The sequence below is a fragment of the Lachnoclostridium sp. An14 genome (assembly GCF_002160755.1).
Classification (GTDB): domain Bacteria; phylum Bacillota; class Clostridia; order Lachnospirales; family Lachnospiraceae; genus Lachnoclostridium_A.
The window spans coordinates 70544-88223 of sequence record NZ_NFLE01000004.1; the positions used below are offsets into that span (position 1 = coordinate 70544).

Here is a 17680-nt window from a genome sequence, read left to right on the forward strand (position 1 = left end):
TTTTGAAAATTATCTGATAAAATAAAACCATCAAAAAGGGCGGAATCGATAGAGAGCGTCCAGTAAAAAATCAAAAGCAAGGAGGAGTAACTATGAGAAAAAGAATGATGGCATTAACAATGGCAGTAATGATGGCAGCTACGTCTACGGGATGCAGCTCGGATGGAGCCAAGGGAACGGATGCAGATTTAAAAGTCAAAGTGGCTTCGGAAGATGGTGGCAAGGAGGAAGGCGGGGAGAGTACTTGGCCTCAGGGAGAGACCCTGACGATAGTCGTTCCATTTAAGGCGGGAGGAAGTGCCGATTTGATGGTAAGAGGAATTCTACCTTACTGGGAGGAAACAGCGGGGTGTACCTTTGTCGTTGAAAACAGGGAGGGAGCATCTACTATGGTTGGCTCCGTATACTACCAAACACTTCCGGCGGACGGTACGAATATCTACTGTGGAACCCAGACATACTTGAGCGGGAATCAGGTTTTACAGGGTGCGACCTATGATATCTCAGATTTTGATTTGATTAATATGCAGCAGATCGATCCAACCACGATTACGGTGCTCGACACTTCACCTTATAATACAATCGAAGATTTGGTCAAGGCCATTCAGGACAACCCTGGAAAAATGAAAGTGGGACTCACGGCGGGCGGAGCCGGTTCTATTTTGCTCGGTATCCTGACCGAGGCCTTCAATCTGGATTATAAGACGATTTATTACGACAGCGGTAATGATTTCCGTACAGCTTTAATGGGCGGCCATGTGGATTTTATCACAGGTTCTGCCAATGGTGATATGGGTTTAGGAGATCAGGCAAAAGTGCTTGCTGTTTGTGGTTCTGATAGAAATGCCATCTGGCCTGACACTCCAAGCTTTGACGAAGTGTATCCAGATCTGAAGATTCCAGGCTCTCTTGGTTCCTGCCGTCTTTTTGCGGTTCAGAAAGGGGTAAAAGAGAACTATCCCGATCGTTACCAGACATTGGTGGATACCTATAAAGAGGCGTTCGAAAATCCAGAGTATCAGAAATTCTTGGAGTCCAGCGGAGAGCTTGCTGTGTCAGCATTCCGGGGACCGGAAGAAAGCAATGAACTGAATCTTCAGCTTCATGAGCTCGTCGTACAGTATCAAGACTGGCTGAAAGAAGAATAAATCAGAACGTATAGAAAAATATTTCATGTGACTGTAAAACAAGAAAACTGCTGTCCGGTATCCAGTGTCTTCGGATATCGGACAGAACAAACAGAGAAGGACTAAGGCCTCAGAAGGAAAATGTGGGCTGCCGGTCTGCCACAGTACGGAAGGAGGACAAAAAATGGGTTCCCTTATAAAAAGACTAGCCATTCCGGCTATTGTATTACTCTGGTCGGCAACTTATTTTTTAGAAGTCGCAGAATACAGTAAAAAGAATCAGTATTTGATTAAACCAGTTTTTATCGTGATGGTTATTTTGTTTGCGGTAAATACGTTTACCGATATCAGAGAATGGAAGATGGAACGGAAAAAAAATAAAGGGGCACTGCAAATATCGCAGGAAGAGAAACAAGTTCTGTTCAAATCACTTCTCGTAGTGGTGTCTATGACGGTTTACGTGATCGTTGTACCTTATTTTGGATTTATCATTACCACCGTTGTATTGATGGCAGTTTTGTTACTGATTATGCAGGTCAAAAAATCGATGTCTTACATTTTACTGCCACTTGTCGTCACTGGAATTTTGTATGCGGTATTTAAAATTGGACTGCGTATTCCGTTGCCAGTGGGATTTCTGGGATTTTAAGAGAGGAGGAACAGAATGCAACATTTTATAGAAGGATTTTCGGTTATTTTCCAAATGGAGTACATCTTCTATATGTTTGGAGGGGTAACGATCGGACTGGTGCTCGGCTGCCTTCCAGGTCTGACAGGAAGTATGGGGATTGCGCTGATGCTGCCCTTTACATACAAGATGCCTCCGCTGACTGCCCTTGTTTTTTTGCTTTCCATCTACACTGGAGGATTATTCGGTGGGGCGGTTACGGCCGTTATGATTAACACACCGGGTTCAACGGCTAATATGGTGACTATGTTGGATGGTTATCCTATGAATCAAAGAGGAGAAGGTGGAAAAGCGTTAGGAATTGCGTTAATGAGTTCCGTAATCGGAGGGCTGATCGGCTGCGTTTTTCTGTTGTTCGCTACAAAACCTTTGGCTACGTTATCCTTGAAATTTGGTCCCGCGGAGATGTTTATGGTCGCGATTTTCGGATTAAGTTGTGTGGGAAGTCTTGCAAAAAATACGCTGAAAAGTGTGTATGCGGGCCTGTTCGGAATCCTTTTAGGAACAATAGGGATGAGTTCCCTTGGGACGATAAGGGGAACTTACGGAAATATGTTCTTAATGGATGGCATTCCGATGGTTCCAGCCTTAATTGGCTTTCTGGCAATGCCGGAGATCATTAATCTGGCAGGAAAGAAGATGATGACGGACGAGAACGGTAACCATTCTACCGGATTTAGGGCTGTTCTCTCAGGCTTTAAAGAGGTTCTGAAACGTCCCTTGCAGACGGTGCTTTGTTCACTGCTCGGCGTGATTATAGGGGTTATGCCAGCGGCAGGAGCAGCTGTAGCTGGAATGATGGGATACAATCAGTCGAAACAGTGGTGCAAACGGGGGGATCAGTTCGGAACAGGAATTCCGGAAGGTATAATCGCCTGTGAGACAGCTAATAATGCGTCTGAAGGCGGGGCACTTGCCACTTTGTTTGTACTTGGTATTCCGGGCTCGGCCTCTACAGCGATGATGCTTGGAGCGCTAGTGCTACAGGGGTGGAATCCGGGTCCCAAACTTTTTATTGATCACGAGGATGTCATTTATATGGCGTTTTCTTCCTTGTTTATCCAACAGTTCGTCATGCTGATTCTAGGACTGGTGCTTTGTGCTTTTGCTGCGTACATTGTAAAAGTACCGACAAAATATCTGGTTCCCTGTATTCTGGTGTTGACGCTGCTGGGGGCATTTTCTAATAGAAATACTATGTTTGACGCTGGGCTGATGCTGCTGTTCGGAGTGATTGGGTGGGCAATGAAAAAAGCAGAATTTCCCATTATGCCTCTGATACTGGGACTTCTGCTTGGAAAGACCGCTGACAATGAACTGCTTCGGACCATTGAATCCTACGACAGTTTTTGGGAGATATTTACAAGACCGATCGTATTGGTACTGGCGATAGCCAGCATTGCTTGTGTCTTCGGCCCCATGCTTGCGAAAAAAAGGAAAGCCTGAACATAAGTGTATTGATTCCCATTTAAACGAATGAGACAAAATACGGGCAGTGCGGTTCTAGGAAAAATTGTTTCCGGGAGCCAGCAACCTGGAAACCATTTCCACAAAAGCCATCGTTGCTTTGGAACGATAGGTGTTGGGCGGGAACGCAAAGACAAGTTTGCGGTGAACTCCCTCCTTGCCGATGGATAGATAAGAGAGTTTATAATTGCCATTGTAAATGGGGTGGATATAGGAACCCGCCATAAATGTCAGTCCAAGACCCTGTTCGGCCAGACGGATGCTGGTTTCTGGATTCTGGGTCTTCTGGATGACATGAGGTTTGCAACCATATTTATCAAACTGGCTTTCTGCCAGGGTGTAAAGCCGCTGACCTTTTGAAAGAAGAATGAACGGTTCGTGCATAACTTCCTCAAACTCCACATAGGTGCGCCCAGTCTCCATATCGTATTTTGCCAGTTTCAGGACATGAGAATCCCGGTTAACCGCCAAATATACCTCCTCCTCATAAGCGTCTTCGGTAGGAAGTTTTTTGTTGATGAGAGGATAGGTCAACAGGGCCACATCGATAATGCCGCGTAGAAGATGATCCTCCAGCGTCTGGGTGTTGGCCTCCACTGTATGAATTGTAATCTGTGGATACTTAGCATAAAAAGCCGGAAGAATATCGGGCAGCACAAAGGAACCGCGGAATGGTGTAAGGCCGAGAGTCACTTTACCGGTAGAAAGGTGGGCAATGTCCCAGAGCTCATTCTGTAGATTGTTACCGATGGCAACAATCTGGTGAGCGGCTTCCAAAACGCGCTCGCCGGCTTCAGTGGGACGCATTCCTGTGGAGGTGCGGACAAAAAGGGAACAGCCAATGGAGGCTTCATAGCTTTTAAGAAATTGGCTTAATGAGGATTGGCTTACAAAAAGTTTTTCGGCGGCTTTCGACAAACTGCCTTCCTCAGCGATTGTTAAAATGTTAGTTAGTTCCCGGAATTCCATATGAATTCGGCCTCCTTACTATTAAAAAGAGATTAGTCAATATGAACAAAATATGTAATAAGATGTCAAAAAATATATAAATAAATCATATAGTGTTTGACTCTGCAAGTCAAGAATAAAAAAATAGAAATAAATGGAAGGAAATAGACAGCCATGATCAATCGAGTGGGAAGAGAAATCCCGGATGAAATATTAAAAAGATATGGTAAAGAAGGGTATCAAGGACCCGATTACCGCAACGGAGCTGGATATAAAAAAGCTGCTCCAGTAGTTAGAAGTAATATGGGGGGAGGAAGTAAGCTGCTTCCTTCTCTTGAGGATGCTCTTAGAAAATGTGGCATCAGAGACGGCATGGTTCTTTCTTTCCATCATCATTTTCGTGATGGAGATTACGTGGTTAACATGGTTATGGAGACTGTGGCAGCTATGGGAATAAAAGATTTGACCATCTGCGCGAGTTCCCTGGGGGCGGCCCATGACCCGGTTGCAAAACTGATTGAGGATGGCGTGGTGATTGGCATTCAGTCCTCTGGAGTGAGAGGAAAAATCGGGGAGGCCATCTCAGGAGGCAAACTGAAGACTCCCGCTATTATTCGTTCCCATGGAGGAAGAGTGAGGGCAATTGAAGAGGGAGATGTTCATATCGATATTGCATTTATTGGTGCTTCCACCAGTGACGAATATGGAAATGCAAGAGGGGTGGGAGGAAAGAGCAACTGTGGTGTCCTTTCTTACTCCATGGTGGATGCGAAGTATGCGGATCATGTGGTAGTTGTCACGGATTATCTTGTTGGATTTCCGAATCTTCCAGCCAGTATTTCACAAGTAGATGTGGACTACGTGGTACAAGTAGAGGAGATTGGAAATCCGAATAAGATCGTTAGCAATGTGGTGAGGATGACAAGTGATGTTAGAGAACTGAAAATGGCAGAGTATTGTGCGAAAGTAATTGCCGCCGCGCCATTTTTTAAAGATGGATTTTCGTTTCAGACCGGAGGGGGAGGAGCGGCACTCGCGGTAAATAGGATGCTGAAACCTTATTTGGAAGAAAAAAATATTAAAATGGGTTTTGCCATAGGCGGAATTACACAGCCCATGTGTGAACTGTTGAAAGAAGGATTTGTACGGACTATTGTGGATGCCCAGTGTTTTGACGCTGTTTCGGTCGAATCCGTTGAAAAGGATCCGCGCCATTTTGAGATTTCCACATCCGAATATGCCAATCCGATGAATAAGGGGGCCTACGTAAACAGGCTGGACTATGTGGTGTTGGGGGCGCTGGAGATCGACCTCGACTTTAATGTCAATGTGGTGACGGGTTCAGATGGAATCGTCAGGGGAGCGCCAGGCGGTCATCCTGATACGGCAGCCGGTTCTAACTGTTCGATCATTGTTGCTCCCCTTTTGCGTAGCCGCATCCCCACTGTTTGCGACCGAGTGGTAACGGTAACAACTCCAGGTGAGGTCATTGATGTACTTGTGACGGATTATGGAATCGCTGTTAATCCTCGCAGGCAAGATTTGCTGAACGCTCTAAAAGAGACAGGGCTGCCTTTGAAAACAATTGAAGAACTTCGTGATATCGCTTACTCAATTGTTGGAAAGCCAGAGGAACTGGAATTTGAAGAACGGATAGTAGGAATTGTGGAGAGCCGTGACGGAACGATTCTAGATGTAATCAGGCAGACGAAAAGAGAAAGACTATAGTTTGAATGAAACGCGAAAAGAATGGAATCGTTGTGATTAGTGACAACAAGGTGGAATTTACAATGAGAAAAGAATATGACGGTGTCTATCTGGTAGACGGTGAAAAAATTGTATGTGATAAAGATAGTGAATTCCTGACCGCTGGAGGTCGGTTTTCAAAACAGGAACTTGAAATGGCAGTTCAGGGAACCATGGCGTGGTCCATACTGAAAGCGCATAATACGTCTTCCGATATGGAAAACCTGAAACTTAAATTTGATGCTTTGGTCAGTCACGATATGACGTATATGGGAGTACTACAGACGGCGATCGCCTGCGGTGTGGAAGAATTTTCCATTCCCTTTGTTCTGACCAATTGTCATAACAGTTTGTGCACAATGGGTGGGACCCTAAATGAAGATGATCATCTTTTTGGGATGGGGGCAGTGAAAAAGTACGGTGGAATTATGGTTCCGGCCCATCAGGCCGTTCTTCATCAGTATATCAGGGAGCAGCTGGCCGGGGGCGGAAAGATGATTCTGGGAGCGGACAGTCATACCAGATACGGAGCTCTCGGAACAATGGCCATTGGAGAAGGAGCGGGAGAGCTTGTAAAACAGCTTTTGCTGAAAACTTATGATATCATACGGCCGCCGGTTGTTCTCGTGTATATGAAGGGAGCGCCAGTGACAGGAGTAGGACCACAGGATGTAGCTCTCGACATTATTAGAAATGTGTTTAAAGATGGTTTTGTGAAAAACAGGATCATGGAATTTGCAGGCCCGGGAATTGCAAACCTCAGCGTAGATTTTAGAAATGGAATAGATGTAATGACAACGGAATCTTCCTGCGTTTCTACAATTTGGCAGACGGACGACGATGTCAGGGAGTGGCTCAGAATCCACGGACGCGAAAGGGATTACAAACTAATCAGGCCTGCGAGGTTGGCTCATTACGATTATCTTCTGGAAGTAGATCTGGGAAAAATCAGACCGATGATCGCTCTTCCTTTTCATCCAAGTAATGCTTATACGATCGAGGAGCTGAATGAAAATACAGATGATATTCTGAATCTGACAGAGAAAAGATGCAGCGAGCAGATGAAAGAATTTGGCTTGAAAATGGATTTGAGAAGCAAGATAGAGAATGGCCGTCTGAGAGTCGATCAGGGAGTGATTGCAGGCTGTGCAGGAGGAATTTTCGAAAATATCAGCAAGGCGGCGGATATTCTCAAAGGAAAGTCTATAGGAAATGATGTGTTTCAATTAAATATTTATCCAGCCAGTCAGCCTGTGTTCCAGGAAGTGGTGGAGAAAGGGATTGCTTCAAAGCTTCTGGAGGCAGGGGCAAACTTACGTTCCGCTTTCTGCGGGCCTTGTTTCGGAGCGGGTGATGTACCGTTTAATGGGGGATTTTCCATACGTCACACGACCAGGAACTTTTCAAACCGTGAGGGATCCAGACCGAAGAACGGACAACTGGCGTCAGTCGCCTTGATGGATGCGCTGAGTATCGCGGCAACCGCTGGAAACAAAGGATTCTTGACACCAGCGACAGACTGGGACGGAGCATATACAAAGTACCGTTATTATTTTAATCCGAAATTGTATGAGAACCGGGTACTCAACTGTTTTGGTAAGGCAGACGGGAGCGTGGAGCTGATAAAAGGTCCCAATATTAAGGATATTCCGGAGATTCCGGCGTTGAATGATGACTTGCTTTTAAAGGTTTCAGCTGTTCTTGACGATCCGGTGACAACGACCGATGAATTGATTCCGGGAGGGGAGAGTTCCTCTTATCGTTCAAATCTTTTGAAATTGGCGGAGTATACCCTTTCTGCCAGGGAACCACAGTATGTGAGTCGTTGCAAAGCGGTAAAAAAATGGGAAGACGCACGACTAGTAGGAACGAATCCATTTGAAACGGATGGGGTACTGAAAGAGGTTGGGGCTTGTCTGACTGCATATGGTCTGCCGTTTAAGGCAGAAAAGACCTGCATCGGAAGCGTCCTCTGTTCTCAAAAGCCGGGAGATGGTTCGGCCAGAGAATATGCGGCAACCTGTCAGCGTGTGATTGGAGGCTGGGCTAACATCTGCCGTGAATATGCCACAAAGAGATACCGCTCTAATCTGATTAACTGGGGTATCCTGCCTTTCACGAATGTGGATGGAGCAGAGTTTGAGACGGAAAGTTTTATCTGGATTCCCGGCATCCGGCGGCTGCTTGAGTCAGAGGAAAGCGAAATAGAAGCTTATGTGCTCCCTAAAAACGGGGAACAAAGTCCGCATAAAGTTATGCTGTCTTTAGGGTATTTAAATAGAATGGAAAGGAAGATTCTGCGTGAGGGATGCTTAATTAATTTTTACAGACGGGAAAAATGTGAAGGATAGTAAGGTTTTGAAACATAATGATACTGGTAAGCAGAAAATGGTCAGGTGTTGTACTAGTATCTGAAAGTTTTTGTGTTGTGTGTATAAATCTGTTTGCTTGTTCTGAATCACTAACTAGAAAATTAAAAAAGCCAAAATGCTCAAACGGAAACGTCCCGGCGAAAGCGTAGATCAGGAAAACCATCCACCCTTTCACCGGGACCCTTTTCCATTTTACAACTCTACAATTTTATTTTTTAACAGTTCGTCTATCCCCCTCTCCCTGCATTCCCCCAAAAACTCCCCCAAAACGCTATTCCTCCCACTCCCAGCGCCGCCCCCTGGGCTGCGGCCACGGCGCCCGGCAGGGAAAACCCCGGATCCAGGGATCCCAATGTCAGAGGATATTCCGCGAAAAAGCTGCCGTTCCAGATCCCTAAGGCAGAGGGCAGAGGAAGGGCCATCCACAGAAAGGGAAGGGCCATCCACAGAACCACCAGCCAGGGCCGCAGGCGGCCGAGGAACCAGCCTCCGCCCAGGGCGAGGGCCAGGACAGGCGGGAGGACGGTGAGGGCGGGGGCCAGCAGGGTTTCCCAGTGTCCCCAGTGAACATACCGGCCGTAGAAGAAGGCGGCCTCTCCCAGGCAGGCCAGTGTCAAAAGGCCCGCGCCTGTCAGGACGGCAGCGCAGCGGGCCAGACCGTAGCGGCGGGGATCAGCCGGGGACGCGTCGGTGAGCACAGCGGCGCGGCGGGCCTTTCTGGAGGTGAAAAAGGTGAGGAAAAGCAGGGTACCGGCCCAGAGAAAGGGCGCCATCCGGCTCAAATAGCTGCCAAAGCTCCAGGGGGAGAAGGGGGCAGTGCCGGCCACCCCCGGCAGAACCTCATGTTTTAACACCTGCCAGCCGTAAAACAGGAAAATTCCCAGGAATCCGAAGAAAAACCGGTTCCAGATCAACCGTCTGCACTCATATTTCACAATTCGTTTCAAAGTCTAATTCCTCCTTTTCCAGCCCGCAGGCATCTAAAAATTCCTCATAAGTCAGATAGGGATAGGCCCAGTCCAATTCCCGCTGAAACAGTCCCCGCAAAATGCCGTCCATGGCCGCCTCCCCGCCCACCAGCGTCTCCGCCTTTCGGATTTTTAAGGGCATTTCACAGTATTGGCGCAGTTCTGCCAGGCGGTTCGTGATCTGCAGTCGCTCCTCCTCCGGGAGGATGGACAGGTACTGAGGGTTGCGCACGTAGAAATTCCGGTGGTAGTCCTCCACCGCCTGTTTCCACGGATTGACATAGTGCTCCGCGGCGTAATCCTCCCCGTACAGCTCTTTTGCGATCCGGTAGGTGGTGTAGCAGGTCAGGCCCTCGGCGGACCAGGGGTCCTTAGGATCTCCAGGGGCAAACATATTGGCCAGTCCCCACCACTGGTGCACCAGCTCGTGGATCATCACCTCCCCGGGGGCAGTTCCTTTATTTTGGTCGTTTAGGTTGGCGGCGGTAAAATCCGCCTCGTCCAGCAGGCTGGCCCCGTTTGTGGCGTAGCCGCCGCCGGAGACACGGCTCTGAATCAGTTTCAGGGAGCCGTCCGCGCCGAAGGAGAGGGGGCCGTAGTGCTCCGTGCAGTAGTCCACCACCGCCTGTATGGCTTCGGCGGCCCCGGCGGCCTCCATCACCGCCTGATGCTTGCGGCCGTAGTAGAACTGGATGGAAAGCCCTCCCGCAAAAATGTCCTCCCGGAGGTAATCCCCGGCGTAGAGGATGCCCCCGGATCCGGTGTACTCGTAGCTCCAGGTGGAGGTGCCGTCGCTGTGGACGGCTGTCACGGCGGCCTCGCTGGCGCAGAAGGGGATCACAGTCATGTGGCTTGGCAGGATGATTTCCACGGAAGTGGGGTACCGCTCCTCACCCTCCGGGGATACGTTCAGCAGCCGGGGAATCAGGGCGCTGTTTTCCAGGCAGAGGTATTGGCCGCTGATCTCCAGCCGTCCCTGCATGGTGGACATGGAACGGCTCTCCTGAGGAAACCCGCCGTATTCCACCTCCAGTTCGATCTGCGGATCCGCCGGGAGGGTCACTTCCGCCATGGCCTCGTTGTACTCCTCGTAGTCCCCTGGAGAAAAGGGGACGGGTGTCCCATTGGCCAGGACGGAGGAGATGGAGTATCCAGGATTGACTGCCAGGGCCGCGGTCTGGGGGCTGCCGGACCGGTTCTGGAGCTGGTAGACGGCTTTCCCGGACACCGTACCGGCATGGGTGTCCGGAAATACCTGGGCGCTGCGCCGGGAACAGGTGACGCCTTCCAGCATGGACAAGGCGTCAAAGGTCATAACCGTCAGATCCGGGTTGCTGTGATCCACCAGAGGCTGGGCGGCCCAGGCGGAAACGGAGCCGGCGAGAAGACAGAGGGCAAGGAGTGGCCCCAGAGGCCTTCGGATACCGCAGAGAAAGGAGGCCAGGGGCCCTTTCCCCCACTGCCGGACAAAAAGCCAGGAAATCACCCACACTCCCTCCAAGGCTCCCAGCCAGGTCAGGCGTATATAGGCCACGGAGCGGAAGATGCGGAGGTTGGAAAAATCATCGGACAGAGCCCACACGCTGGGGTTCAGCCAGCAAAGCTGCCAGTCCCCGGCCCAGACTGTCAGGCTCAGCCCGGAAAAGGCGGCGACGAGAGCCAGGGACAGATCGGTCCGCCTGGTAAACTGGTAGGCGGAGGAGGCGGCCAGGATGGACAGCGGCAAGGCTAGGCCCATGAAAAGCCCGTAAGCGAGAACGTAGTCGCCGGTGTCAAAGACGGAGCCGATGAGCCTTCGGCTGGCGGGGAACCAGAGCGCCGCCGTGACGCCAAAGCATAAGGCCGCCGCCGCGATGAGGGCCAGGAGGCGCAAGAGAGCCAGGTGCCTGGGAGGGACGGCGGCATCCGCCAGCACTTCCACCCGGCTGCGGCTGGCCCGGTCCAGCTCCTCCAGGGTGAGGAGGGCAAAGAAAATCCCGCCGCAGACGCCCCCGGCCAGAGCGGGGTTAGCCAGAAACTGGGTGGCCATGGTGCCGGCCTGTGCCGGCTGGTAGAACAGGAGGCCGGCCAGGGGCGAGAGGGCTGTGGCCAGGGCGGTGAGCCAGGTAAAAGGGCTTTGCAGGAGCCGGAAAAACTCCAGAAGGAACAGGCGGACAAATTTCATCGGGCCACCTCCCTGGAAATCAGATAAAGGTAAGCGTCCTCCAGGGTAGGCTCCTCCGGCCGGGCGTAGGAGGGGAGCACGCCGGCCACCCCGCGGCAGCGCACCCCGCAGGCCGTATGGACCCTGGCAGTGACGGAGATTTCCCCATTTTCAGGGGCATCTTGCTCCCAGAAGACTCCCACGTGGCCGGCGGCGGCCTGGATCAGCCGCTCCGGCGCGCCGGAAAAGAGGATGGTTCCGCGGTGCAGCACGATCAGATGGTCACACACAGACTGTACATCCTCGATGATGTGGGTGGAAAGGAGCACCAGGCGGTTTTGAGCCGTCCTGGAAAACAGATTCCGGAAGTGGATCCGCTCCTCCGGGTCAAGGCCCACCGTGGGCTCGTCTAAAATCAAGAGCTCCGGATCCCCGAGGAGGGCCTGGGCGATCCCCACCCGCTGGCGCTGGCCGCCGGAAAGGGTGCGGATTCTGGCTTTCGCCTGTTCCTCCAGGCGCACGTCCTGGAGAACCTGCCGGATGGCAGCCCTGGAATCCCGGATTCCCTTCAGGGCCGCCATATAGTCTAAAAACTGCCACACTGTGAGCTCGTCAAACAGGCCAAACTCCTGGGGCAGGTAGCCTAAGCGGGATTTTAGCTCCATCTCCCTGTCTTTTAAGGGCGCCCCGTCCAGCTGGATGACGCCGGAGGAGGGCATCAGGGCTGCGGACAGCAGCCGGATTAAAGTGGATTTTCCCGCCCCGTTAGGGCCCAGCAGGCCGGTGAGGCTGGGGGAGCCGAGGCGGAGGGAGAGGCCTCCAAGGGCCTGCTTTCCGTTGGGATACGTCATAGTCACGTCCTGGATGTGAAATTCCATATGGTTGGTCTCCTTTCGATTTGAGCTTGGATGTTCAGGATACCAGAGCCATATGGAGGAAAATAGAAGATTTTGTGTGATTTGTGTGGAGAAAGGAAAAGAGAGCCTTCCGGCGGGGAGAGCAGCCGGAAGGCGGTTTGTCCCGCCAGAGGGCAGAGTGGAAAAATAGACTTCCAGGAGAGGAGAAATGGCCGGCAGGCGCTTGGTGTTTCCGGGAGAGGAAATAAGTGTGCGCTTGGCGCACATTCGCGCCGGAGCGCGGCTGCGTAAACAGCCATATTCCTTCCCGCGGAGTGCGTCTTCTTGCAGAGCATTTTTATTTAACAGGGAACACAGTTTCCTGTTAAATAAAAAACGCCTAGTCCGGTAAAGGGGGAGAGCCGGAGAGAACGTCCGGTCCCGGGGGAAACATCACCGTGGCCCGGACGCCGTCCGCGGTGTTTTCCAGGGCGCAGGAGGCGCCGTGGCGTTCCAGAATCATGTTGGTGAGGTAGAGCCCCAGGCCGCTGCCTCCGGTGCTGCGGTTTCGGGAGGTTTCCTCCCGGTAAAAGGGCTCAAACAGGTGAGGCAGGGCCGTTTCGCCGATGTGGGCCCCGGCGTTTTCCACCGTGAAGGCAGGCCGGTGTTCCAGAAGGCCGCACCAGACGGAGACGGAGTTTCCCTCCGGGGAGTAGAGGGCGGCGTTGGAGAGCAAATTTCCCAGGGCCAGACGTAAGAGGGAGGGATCCCCGTTTACGAAAACGCCTGGGGTCAGCCGGGAGGTCAGGGACTGCCCCCGCTGAAAGAACAGCTCGGCGTCCAGGGACAGCTGGCGCTCTAAGAGGGCGGAAAGCTCCAGGGACTCCGGGCGGAAGGCCGCCGCTCCCGTTTCCATGCGGGAGATGGTGAGCATTTCCTGAATCAGCTTTTCCATGCGGCCGGTGACCTGAAGGGAGCGAAACAGGTATTTTTCCCGGTCCCGGTACACCCCGACCCCTTCCAACATCCCGGAGAGCTGCCCTTTTAAGATGGTAATGGGAGTTTTTAACTCGTGGGAGGCGGCGGAAAAGAAGGCCATCCGCTGGCGGTCCAGCTCCCGCTCCTTTTCCACCTCCTTTTGCAGAGCCTGGTTGGCGGTTTCCAGTTCCCCCAGGGCGGCGGAGAGCCGTCTGGCCAGCCGGTTCAGGCTGCGGCCCAGCGCTCCGATTTCATCCGCCCGCCCCTCGGCGCACCCCCAGTCAAAGTCCAGCTCCGCCATGTTTCCTGCAATGTCCGTCAGCCGGACGATGGGACGGGTGATATAGCGGGAGTACATCAGGGCGCAGGTCAGGGAAAAGGCAAGGAGGGCAGCCAGAATCCAGGGAGCCATCCGGTGAAAGGCCTGTACTGCCAGGTTTTCCGCCTGGATGCGGGGGATCACGCAGAGGTAAAAGGGTTGGGTGTGCCCGGCAAACCGCACCTCGGTCACGAGGGTGTTTTCCCCCGACATGGTCACCGTCACCATCCCGTTTTCCCCGCGATCCGCCGGCCAGGTGAGAGCCGGAGCGGTGACGTCCCCCTGGAGGAGTTCCGGGCTGTCTGGCATTCCGCTTGATTGTTCCGGGATTTTGGCGGAAACGCCGGACTGGGGCGTCAGAGCGAGCCGGGAGCCGGTGTCCACAACGGCGCCGCCGGCGTCCAGCAAAAAGGCGTCCGCCCCGGAGGAACGGATAAAATCGTCCAGAACCGACCCGCAGTCGTTCACCCCCACGTCCGCCAGCCGGGCCGCCAGGCCGTCCGTCTGCCGCACCAGATCCCTGTTGATAATGGCGGTGTAGGTGAGAGGCGTGGCCCAGGCGATTAACCCGAAGGTGACGGCCCCGGCGCAGAGGAGCATCAGGGCCGTCATGAGAAAAATGCGGGCGGTCAGGCTCTCACGTAGTTTTTTTCGCGGCACGGTAGCCCACCCCCCTTACGGTTTCAATATAGTCTTTCCCCAGCTTGTGCCGGAGGTTTTTGATATGGCTGTCCACCACCCGCTCATCCCCGTAGAAATCGTAGCCCCACAGCTTTGCCAGCAGCATTTCCCTGGTAAAGACCCGGCCGGGGGAGGCGAGGAAGGTGGCGAGAAGGTCAAACTCCCGGACCGTCAGCTCCAGGGGATGGCCGTCAAGGAAGGCCTCCCTGGCAGTCCGGTTGAGGAGCAGGTCTCCGCGGCGCAGGCAGTCCTCCTCCTCACCTCCGGCCCGGCGGCGGAGGATGACCCGGATTTTTTCCAGCAGGACGGGCATGGAAAAGGGCTTGGTCACATAGTCGTCGATGTCTAAGCCGAAACCGCGCAGCTGCTCCGCCTCCCCGTCTAAGGCGGTGAGCATGAGGATGGGAACCTGGGACTGGCTGCGGATCACCTCGCACACGCCGAATCCGTCTATTTTCGGCAGCATAATGTCCAGCAAAACCAGGTCAAAGGGCTGTGCCTGGAACAGAGCCAGGGCCTCCACCCCGTCCCCGGCCGCCGCCGTGCCGTATCCGGCGTCAGCCAGGTAGGCGCAGAGAAACTCCTGGATGTCCGGCTCGTCCTCCACAATCAGAATTCGTTTCATAAGCAATCACCTGATGGCAGTATAGCACGGAATTATGAATTTATGATGGAGATTGGGATGAAAAAAGAACTTTCGTTTCCTAATTTCACCAGGTCTCATCCCATTCTTTTCACTTCTGCCCGGATCGCCGTCGCCTTCGTTTCCCGCCCCGTTTTCGTTTCCGGAAGCTGTCCGTCCGCCCCCTGTCTGCGGACAACAGCAAAATTCCCCCGGTGACTATCCCCACTGCCGCCAGACTCCCCAGAGCCAGCCAGAAATTCGGATCCTCTTTCGCCCCGTTAAATTCCGCCATGGAAAATCCGGACAGAACCAGCGCCGCGGAAAACGGGTAGGCGGAGAGCAGGAACCCGTCCTTAAAAAAGAGGATGCAGTAGCCCATGAGAAATGCCAGAATGGAGCCGCCAAGATAGGCCCTGGGCAGCTGCCCGAATAGTAATATGAGGGGCATACACGCCACCCAGGTGGCAAGGGCCGCCGCCGTCAGCCGCCCGGTCTGGTCAAGGATCATTTCCGGGGAACCGCCTGGCAGGCCCGCCAAAATCCCGGTGAAAAGGGTGGAAACGGCACTGCAAAGCCCAAAGAGCAGGGCCAGCATCCCGGCCGCCGCCAGCTTTCCCATAAGGAGCCTGGGGTAGGAGACCGGCAGGGTGAGCAGGTTCTTCTCCGTGTCGTTTCCCCGCTCCCGGTCGATCATCCACCCGCCGGTCATCACCAGGGAGATGGGAAGAAAGATCTGGGTATTGCCCCAGATCACGCTGGCAAACAGCTGGGAAAAGCCGTAGTCCGGCGTCTGAAATTCCGGGGCGACCATCTGCTGCGAGCCGTACTGCACCGCCGGGCACAGGCTCATGGCCGCGATGCCCACCAGAAGGATGGGACAGCGCCGCAGTTTCAGCCATTCACATCGAATCAGATCCCACATTCCGTTTCCCTCCTTTCCGTGCCCTGACGCCGGTAAACCAGGGCAATCAGGGAGAAACAGACCGCCGCCTCCGCCCCGGCCACCAGAAAGGCCTGTCCGGTGGTCAGAAAATAGGGGCTGATCCGCTCCAAAAGCTCCGCCATCTCCCCTGACGGGGAGGTGAGATCCAGATACTGGAAATACCAGCGGAACGCCAGGGGGCCGGGCATCAGCGTTCCCGGATTCAGGCCGAAGGGCTGGGTGAGAAAGCGGTCGTTTATGCTGAAAATATAGTTGACAGTGGTGTAGGCGAAGGTGAGGATCACGGAGAGAATGGAGCTGCGGTTGAGAGCCACCACCAGCAGAATACAGGGCAAAGCCCCGGCCCATAAAAGGATCCCCTGGCCGGTTCCCACGAAAAACAGCCGCCAAAAGCCCGCAGGCTCCCAGCCGAAGGCCAGCAAAATGGCCAGGTTTATCAGGCCGCCGGCCGCCATGAAGGTCACGGAAAATAAAAACAGGACCGCCAGTTTCGCGAACGCCAGCGCCGGTTTCGTCACCGGCACGGTCAGGAGGTTTTTCAAGGTGTCCGATTCCTCCTCCTGGAAAAACAGGACGGAGCCAAGCACCCCCAGGGCCGGCAGGAGCAGAAGGCTGGCGCTCAGCTGAAACAGGGCGGACATCACCGCCTCCACCGCCTCCGCCCCGTCAGAAATATTCCGAAAATCCGGCAGAAGCAGGGCGCAGCCCAAAGGGATCAGCCCGGAAATGGCCGCCGCCAGGAAAAAGAGAGGGCGCCGCCGCAGCTTGGCGCACTCACAGAGCAGAAGATTAAGCAATTCCCTCACCTCCCGTAATCCGGCGGAAATAGTCCTCCAGGCTGTCCTCATAAAGGTGGACGTCCCTCACGGAAATCCCCGCCTCCACCAAAAGACGCACCGCCTCCCCGGTGTCAAATTCCGGTTCCCTCACAGAAAGGGCACCGCCGTCCTCCAGGGTGAGGGTTTCGACTCCCAGACGGTTCCTAAGAAGGGCGGCGGCAGCCTTTCCATCGGAGAGGGAGAGACGGAGACAGCGACCGTTTTTCGCCTCCAGGTCCGCCATGGTTTCCTCCTCCAGCAAAACGCCGTGGTGGAGGATGCCGATGTCATCGGCCAGCAAGGCGATTTCTGAGAGAATGTGGCTGGAAAGGAGAATGGTCTTGCCCCGTTCCTGGCAAAGCGTCTGGATGAAGGAGCGCATTTCGGCGATGCCGATGGGATCCAGGCCGTTGATGGGCTCGTCCAGGATCAAAAGCTCTGGGTCGTGCATCACCGCCAGGGCGATGGCCAGACGCTGCTTCATGCCCAGGGAATACTGGGAGAACCGTTTCTTGTCCCGGTATGGGAGGCCCACCAGTTCCAGGGCCTCTTTGACGGGTTTCACCCCCTTCAGCCCCCGGAGCCTGGCAAAGATCGCCAGGTTTTCCGTGCCGGTCAGGTTGGGATAAAAGCCGGGGGACTCAATCAGGCTGCCGATGCGTGGCAGGAGCCGTTTTTCATTTCCCTGTAAAGGGCAGCCAAAGAGGGAAACGGTGCCGGATGTAGGCTTGGCAAGTCCCAAAAGCAGTTTCATAGTGGTGGTTTTTCCGGCTCCGTTTCGACCCAACAGGCCGTAGATCCGTCCCTGTTTCACGTGGAGACAAAGGCCGGATACGCTGACCTGCTCCCCGTACCGTTTCGTCAGAGCCTGGGTTTTGATCATATAGTCGCTCATAAAGCGGGCACCTCCTTTTTTTCATGAAGACAGCATACCACCGGCACCTTGAGAGAAATGGGAGACAACTTTGAGGAATCTCTGAAATTGTAGGGATGGAATAGGCAGGGCGGCGGTTCGGCAGTA

General features: G+C 53.5%; 14 protein-coding genes. 5 read left to right on the plus strand and 9 right to left on the minus strand.

The window, feature by feature from the left end; genetic code table 11:
- Positions 1–92 precede the first annotated feature (92 nt).
- From B5E84_RS03610 to B5E84_RS03620, 3 genes are all read left to right on the plus strand, one after another.
- Entirely contained in the window at positions 93–1148 is a 1056-nt protein-coding gene (locus B5E84_RS03610) for a tripartite tricarboxylate transporter substrate binding protein (protein WP_242963260.1), read from the plus strand.
- A gap of 163 nt (positions 1149–1311) precedes the next feature.
- Positions 1312–1776, plus strand: coding sequence for a tripartite tricarboxylate transporter TctB family protein (locus tag B5E84_RS03615; protein ID WP_087219388.1), 465 nt, complete (start codon positions 1312–1314; stop codon positions 1774–1776).
- Between the two features lie 15 nt (positions 1777–1791).
- A complete protein-coding gene (locus B5E84_RS03620; RefSeq protein ID WP_087219391.1) occupies positions 1792–3261 on the plus strand; it encodes a tripartite tricarboxylate transporter permease in 1470 nt (489 codons plus the stop codon).
- A 57-nt stretch (positions 3262–3318) separates the two neighbouring features.
- Here B5E84_RS03620 and B5E84_RS03625 read toward each other — a convergent pair whose 3' ends face one another.
- Positions 3319–4251 (minus strand): LysR family transcriptional regulator, encoded by a 933-nt coding sequence (locus tag B5E84_RS03625; protein ID WP_087219394.1) that lies wholly within the window; start codon positions 4249–4251, stop codon positions 3319–3321.
- A 153-nt stretch (positions 4252–4404) separates the two neighbouring features.
- Here B5E84_RS03625 and citF point away from each other — a divergent pair, with 153 nt between their 5' ends.
- Together citF and B5E84_RS03635 are read left to right on the plus strand one after the other, a co-directional pair.
- Positions 4405–5958: a citrate lyase subunit alpha gene (gene citF, locus B5E84_RS03630; RefSeq protein WP_087219398.1), complete on the plus strand. Its 1554-nt coding sequence runs from the start codon at positions 4405–4407 to the stop codon at positions 5956–5958.
- Positions 5959–6020: 62 nt separating this feature from the next.
- Entirely contained in the window at positions 6021–8327 is a 2307-nt protein-coding gene (locus B5E84_RS03635) for a hydratase (protein ID WP_087219687.1), read from the plus strand.
- Between the two features lie 248 nt (positions 8328–8575).
- Here B5E84_RS03635 and B5E84_RS03640 read toward each other — a convergent pair whose 3' ends face one another.
- The 8 genes from B5E84_RS03640 to B5E84_RS03675 all read right to left on the minus strand — a co-directional run bounded on the left by B5E84_RS03640 (position 8576) and on the right by B5E84_RS03675 (position 17554).
- The gene (locus B5E84_RS03640) at positions 8576–9295 is read right to left on the minus strand and encodes a hypothetical protein (RefSeq protein ID WP_087219402.1); all 720 of its coding nucleotides are present in this window, start codon (positions 9293–9295) and stop codon (positions 8576–8578) included.
- Positions 9273–11480, minus strand: coding sequence for a M1 aminopeptidase family protein (locus B5E84_RS03645; protein WP_087219405.1), 2208 nt, complete (start codon positions 11478–11480; stop codon positions 9273–9275). Before B5E84_RS03645 ends, B5E84_RS03640 begins: the two co-directional genes overlap by 23 nt.
- Positions 11477–12337, minus strand: coding sequence for an ABC transporter ATP-binding protein (locus tag B5E84_RS21460; protein ID WP_087219408.1), 861 nt, complete (start codon positions 12335–12337; stop codon positions 11477–11479). The genes B5E84_RS03645 and B5E84_RS21460 overlap by 4 nt, the downstream gene beginning before the upstream one ends.
- A gap of 358 nt (positions 12338–12695) precedes the next feature.
- Positions 12696–14252, minus strand: a complete 1557-nt coding sequence (locus tag B5E84_RS03655; RefSeq protein ID WP_204248531.1) for a sensor histidine kinase — start codon at positions 14250–14252, stop codon at positions 12696–12698.
- Positions 14230–14898 carry a response regulator transcription factor gene (locus B5E84_RS03660; protein WP_087219411.1) on the minus strand — a complete coding sequence of 223 codons (669 nt, stop codon included), beginning with the start codon at positions 14896–14898 and terminating at the stop codon, positions 14230–14232. Before B5E84_RS03660 ends, B5E84_RS03655 begins: the two co-directional genes overlap by 23 nt.
- Positions 14899–15007: 109 nt before the next feature.
- Entirely contained in the window at positions 15008–15820 is an 813-nt protein-coding gene (locus B5E84_RS03665; protein ID WP_087219414.1) for an ABC transporter permease, read from the minus strand.
- On the minus strand, positions 15808–16638 hold the full coding sequence (locus tag B5E84_RS03670; RefSeq protein WP_087219417.1) for an ABC transporter permease: 831 nt from the start codon (positions 16636–16638) through the stop codon (positions 15808–15810). Before B5E84_RS03670 ends, B5E84_RS03665 begins: the two co-directional genes overlap by 13 nt.
- Positions 16631–17554, minus strand: a complete 924-nt coding sequence (locus B5E84_RS03675; RefSeq protein WP_087219420.1) for an ABC transporter ATP-binding protein — start codon at positions 17552–17554, stop codon at positions 16631–16633. Before B5E84_RS03675 ends, B5E84_RS03670 begins: the two co-directional genes overlap by 8 nt.
- Between the last annotated feature and the right edge of the window lie 126 nt (positions 17555–17680).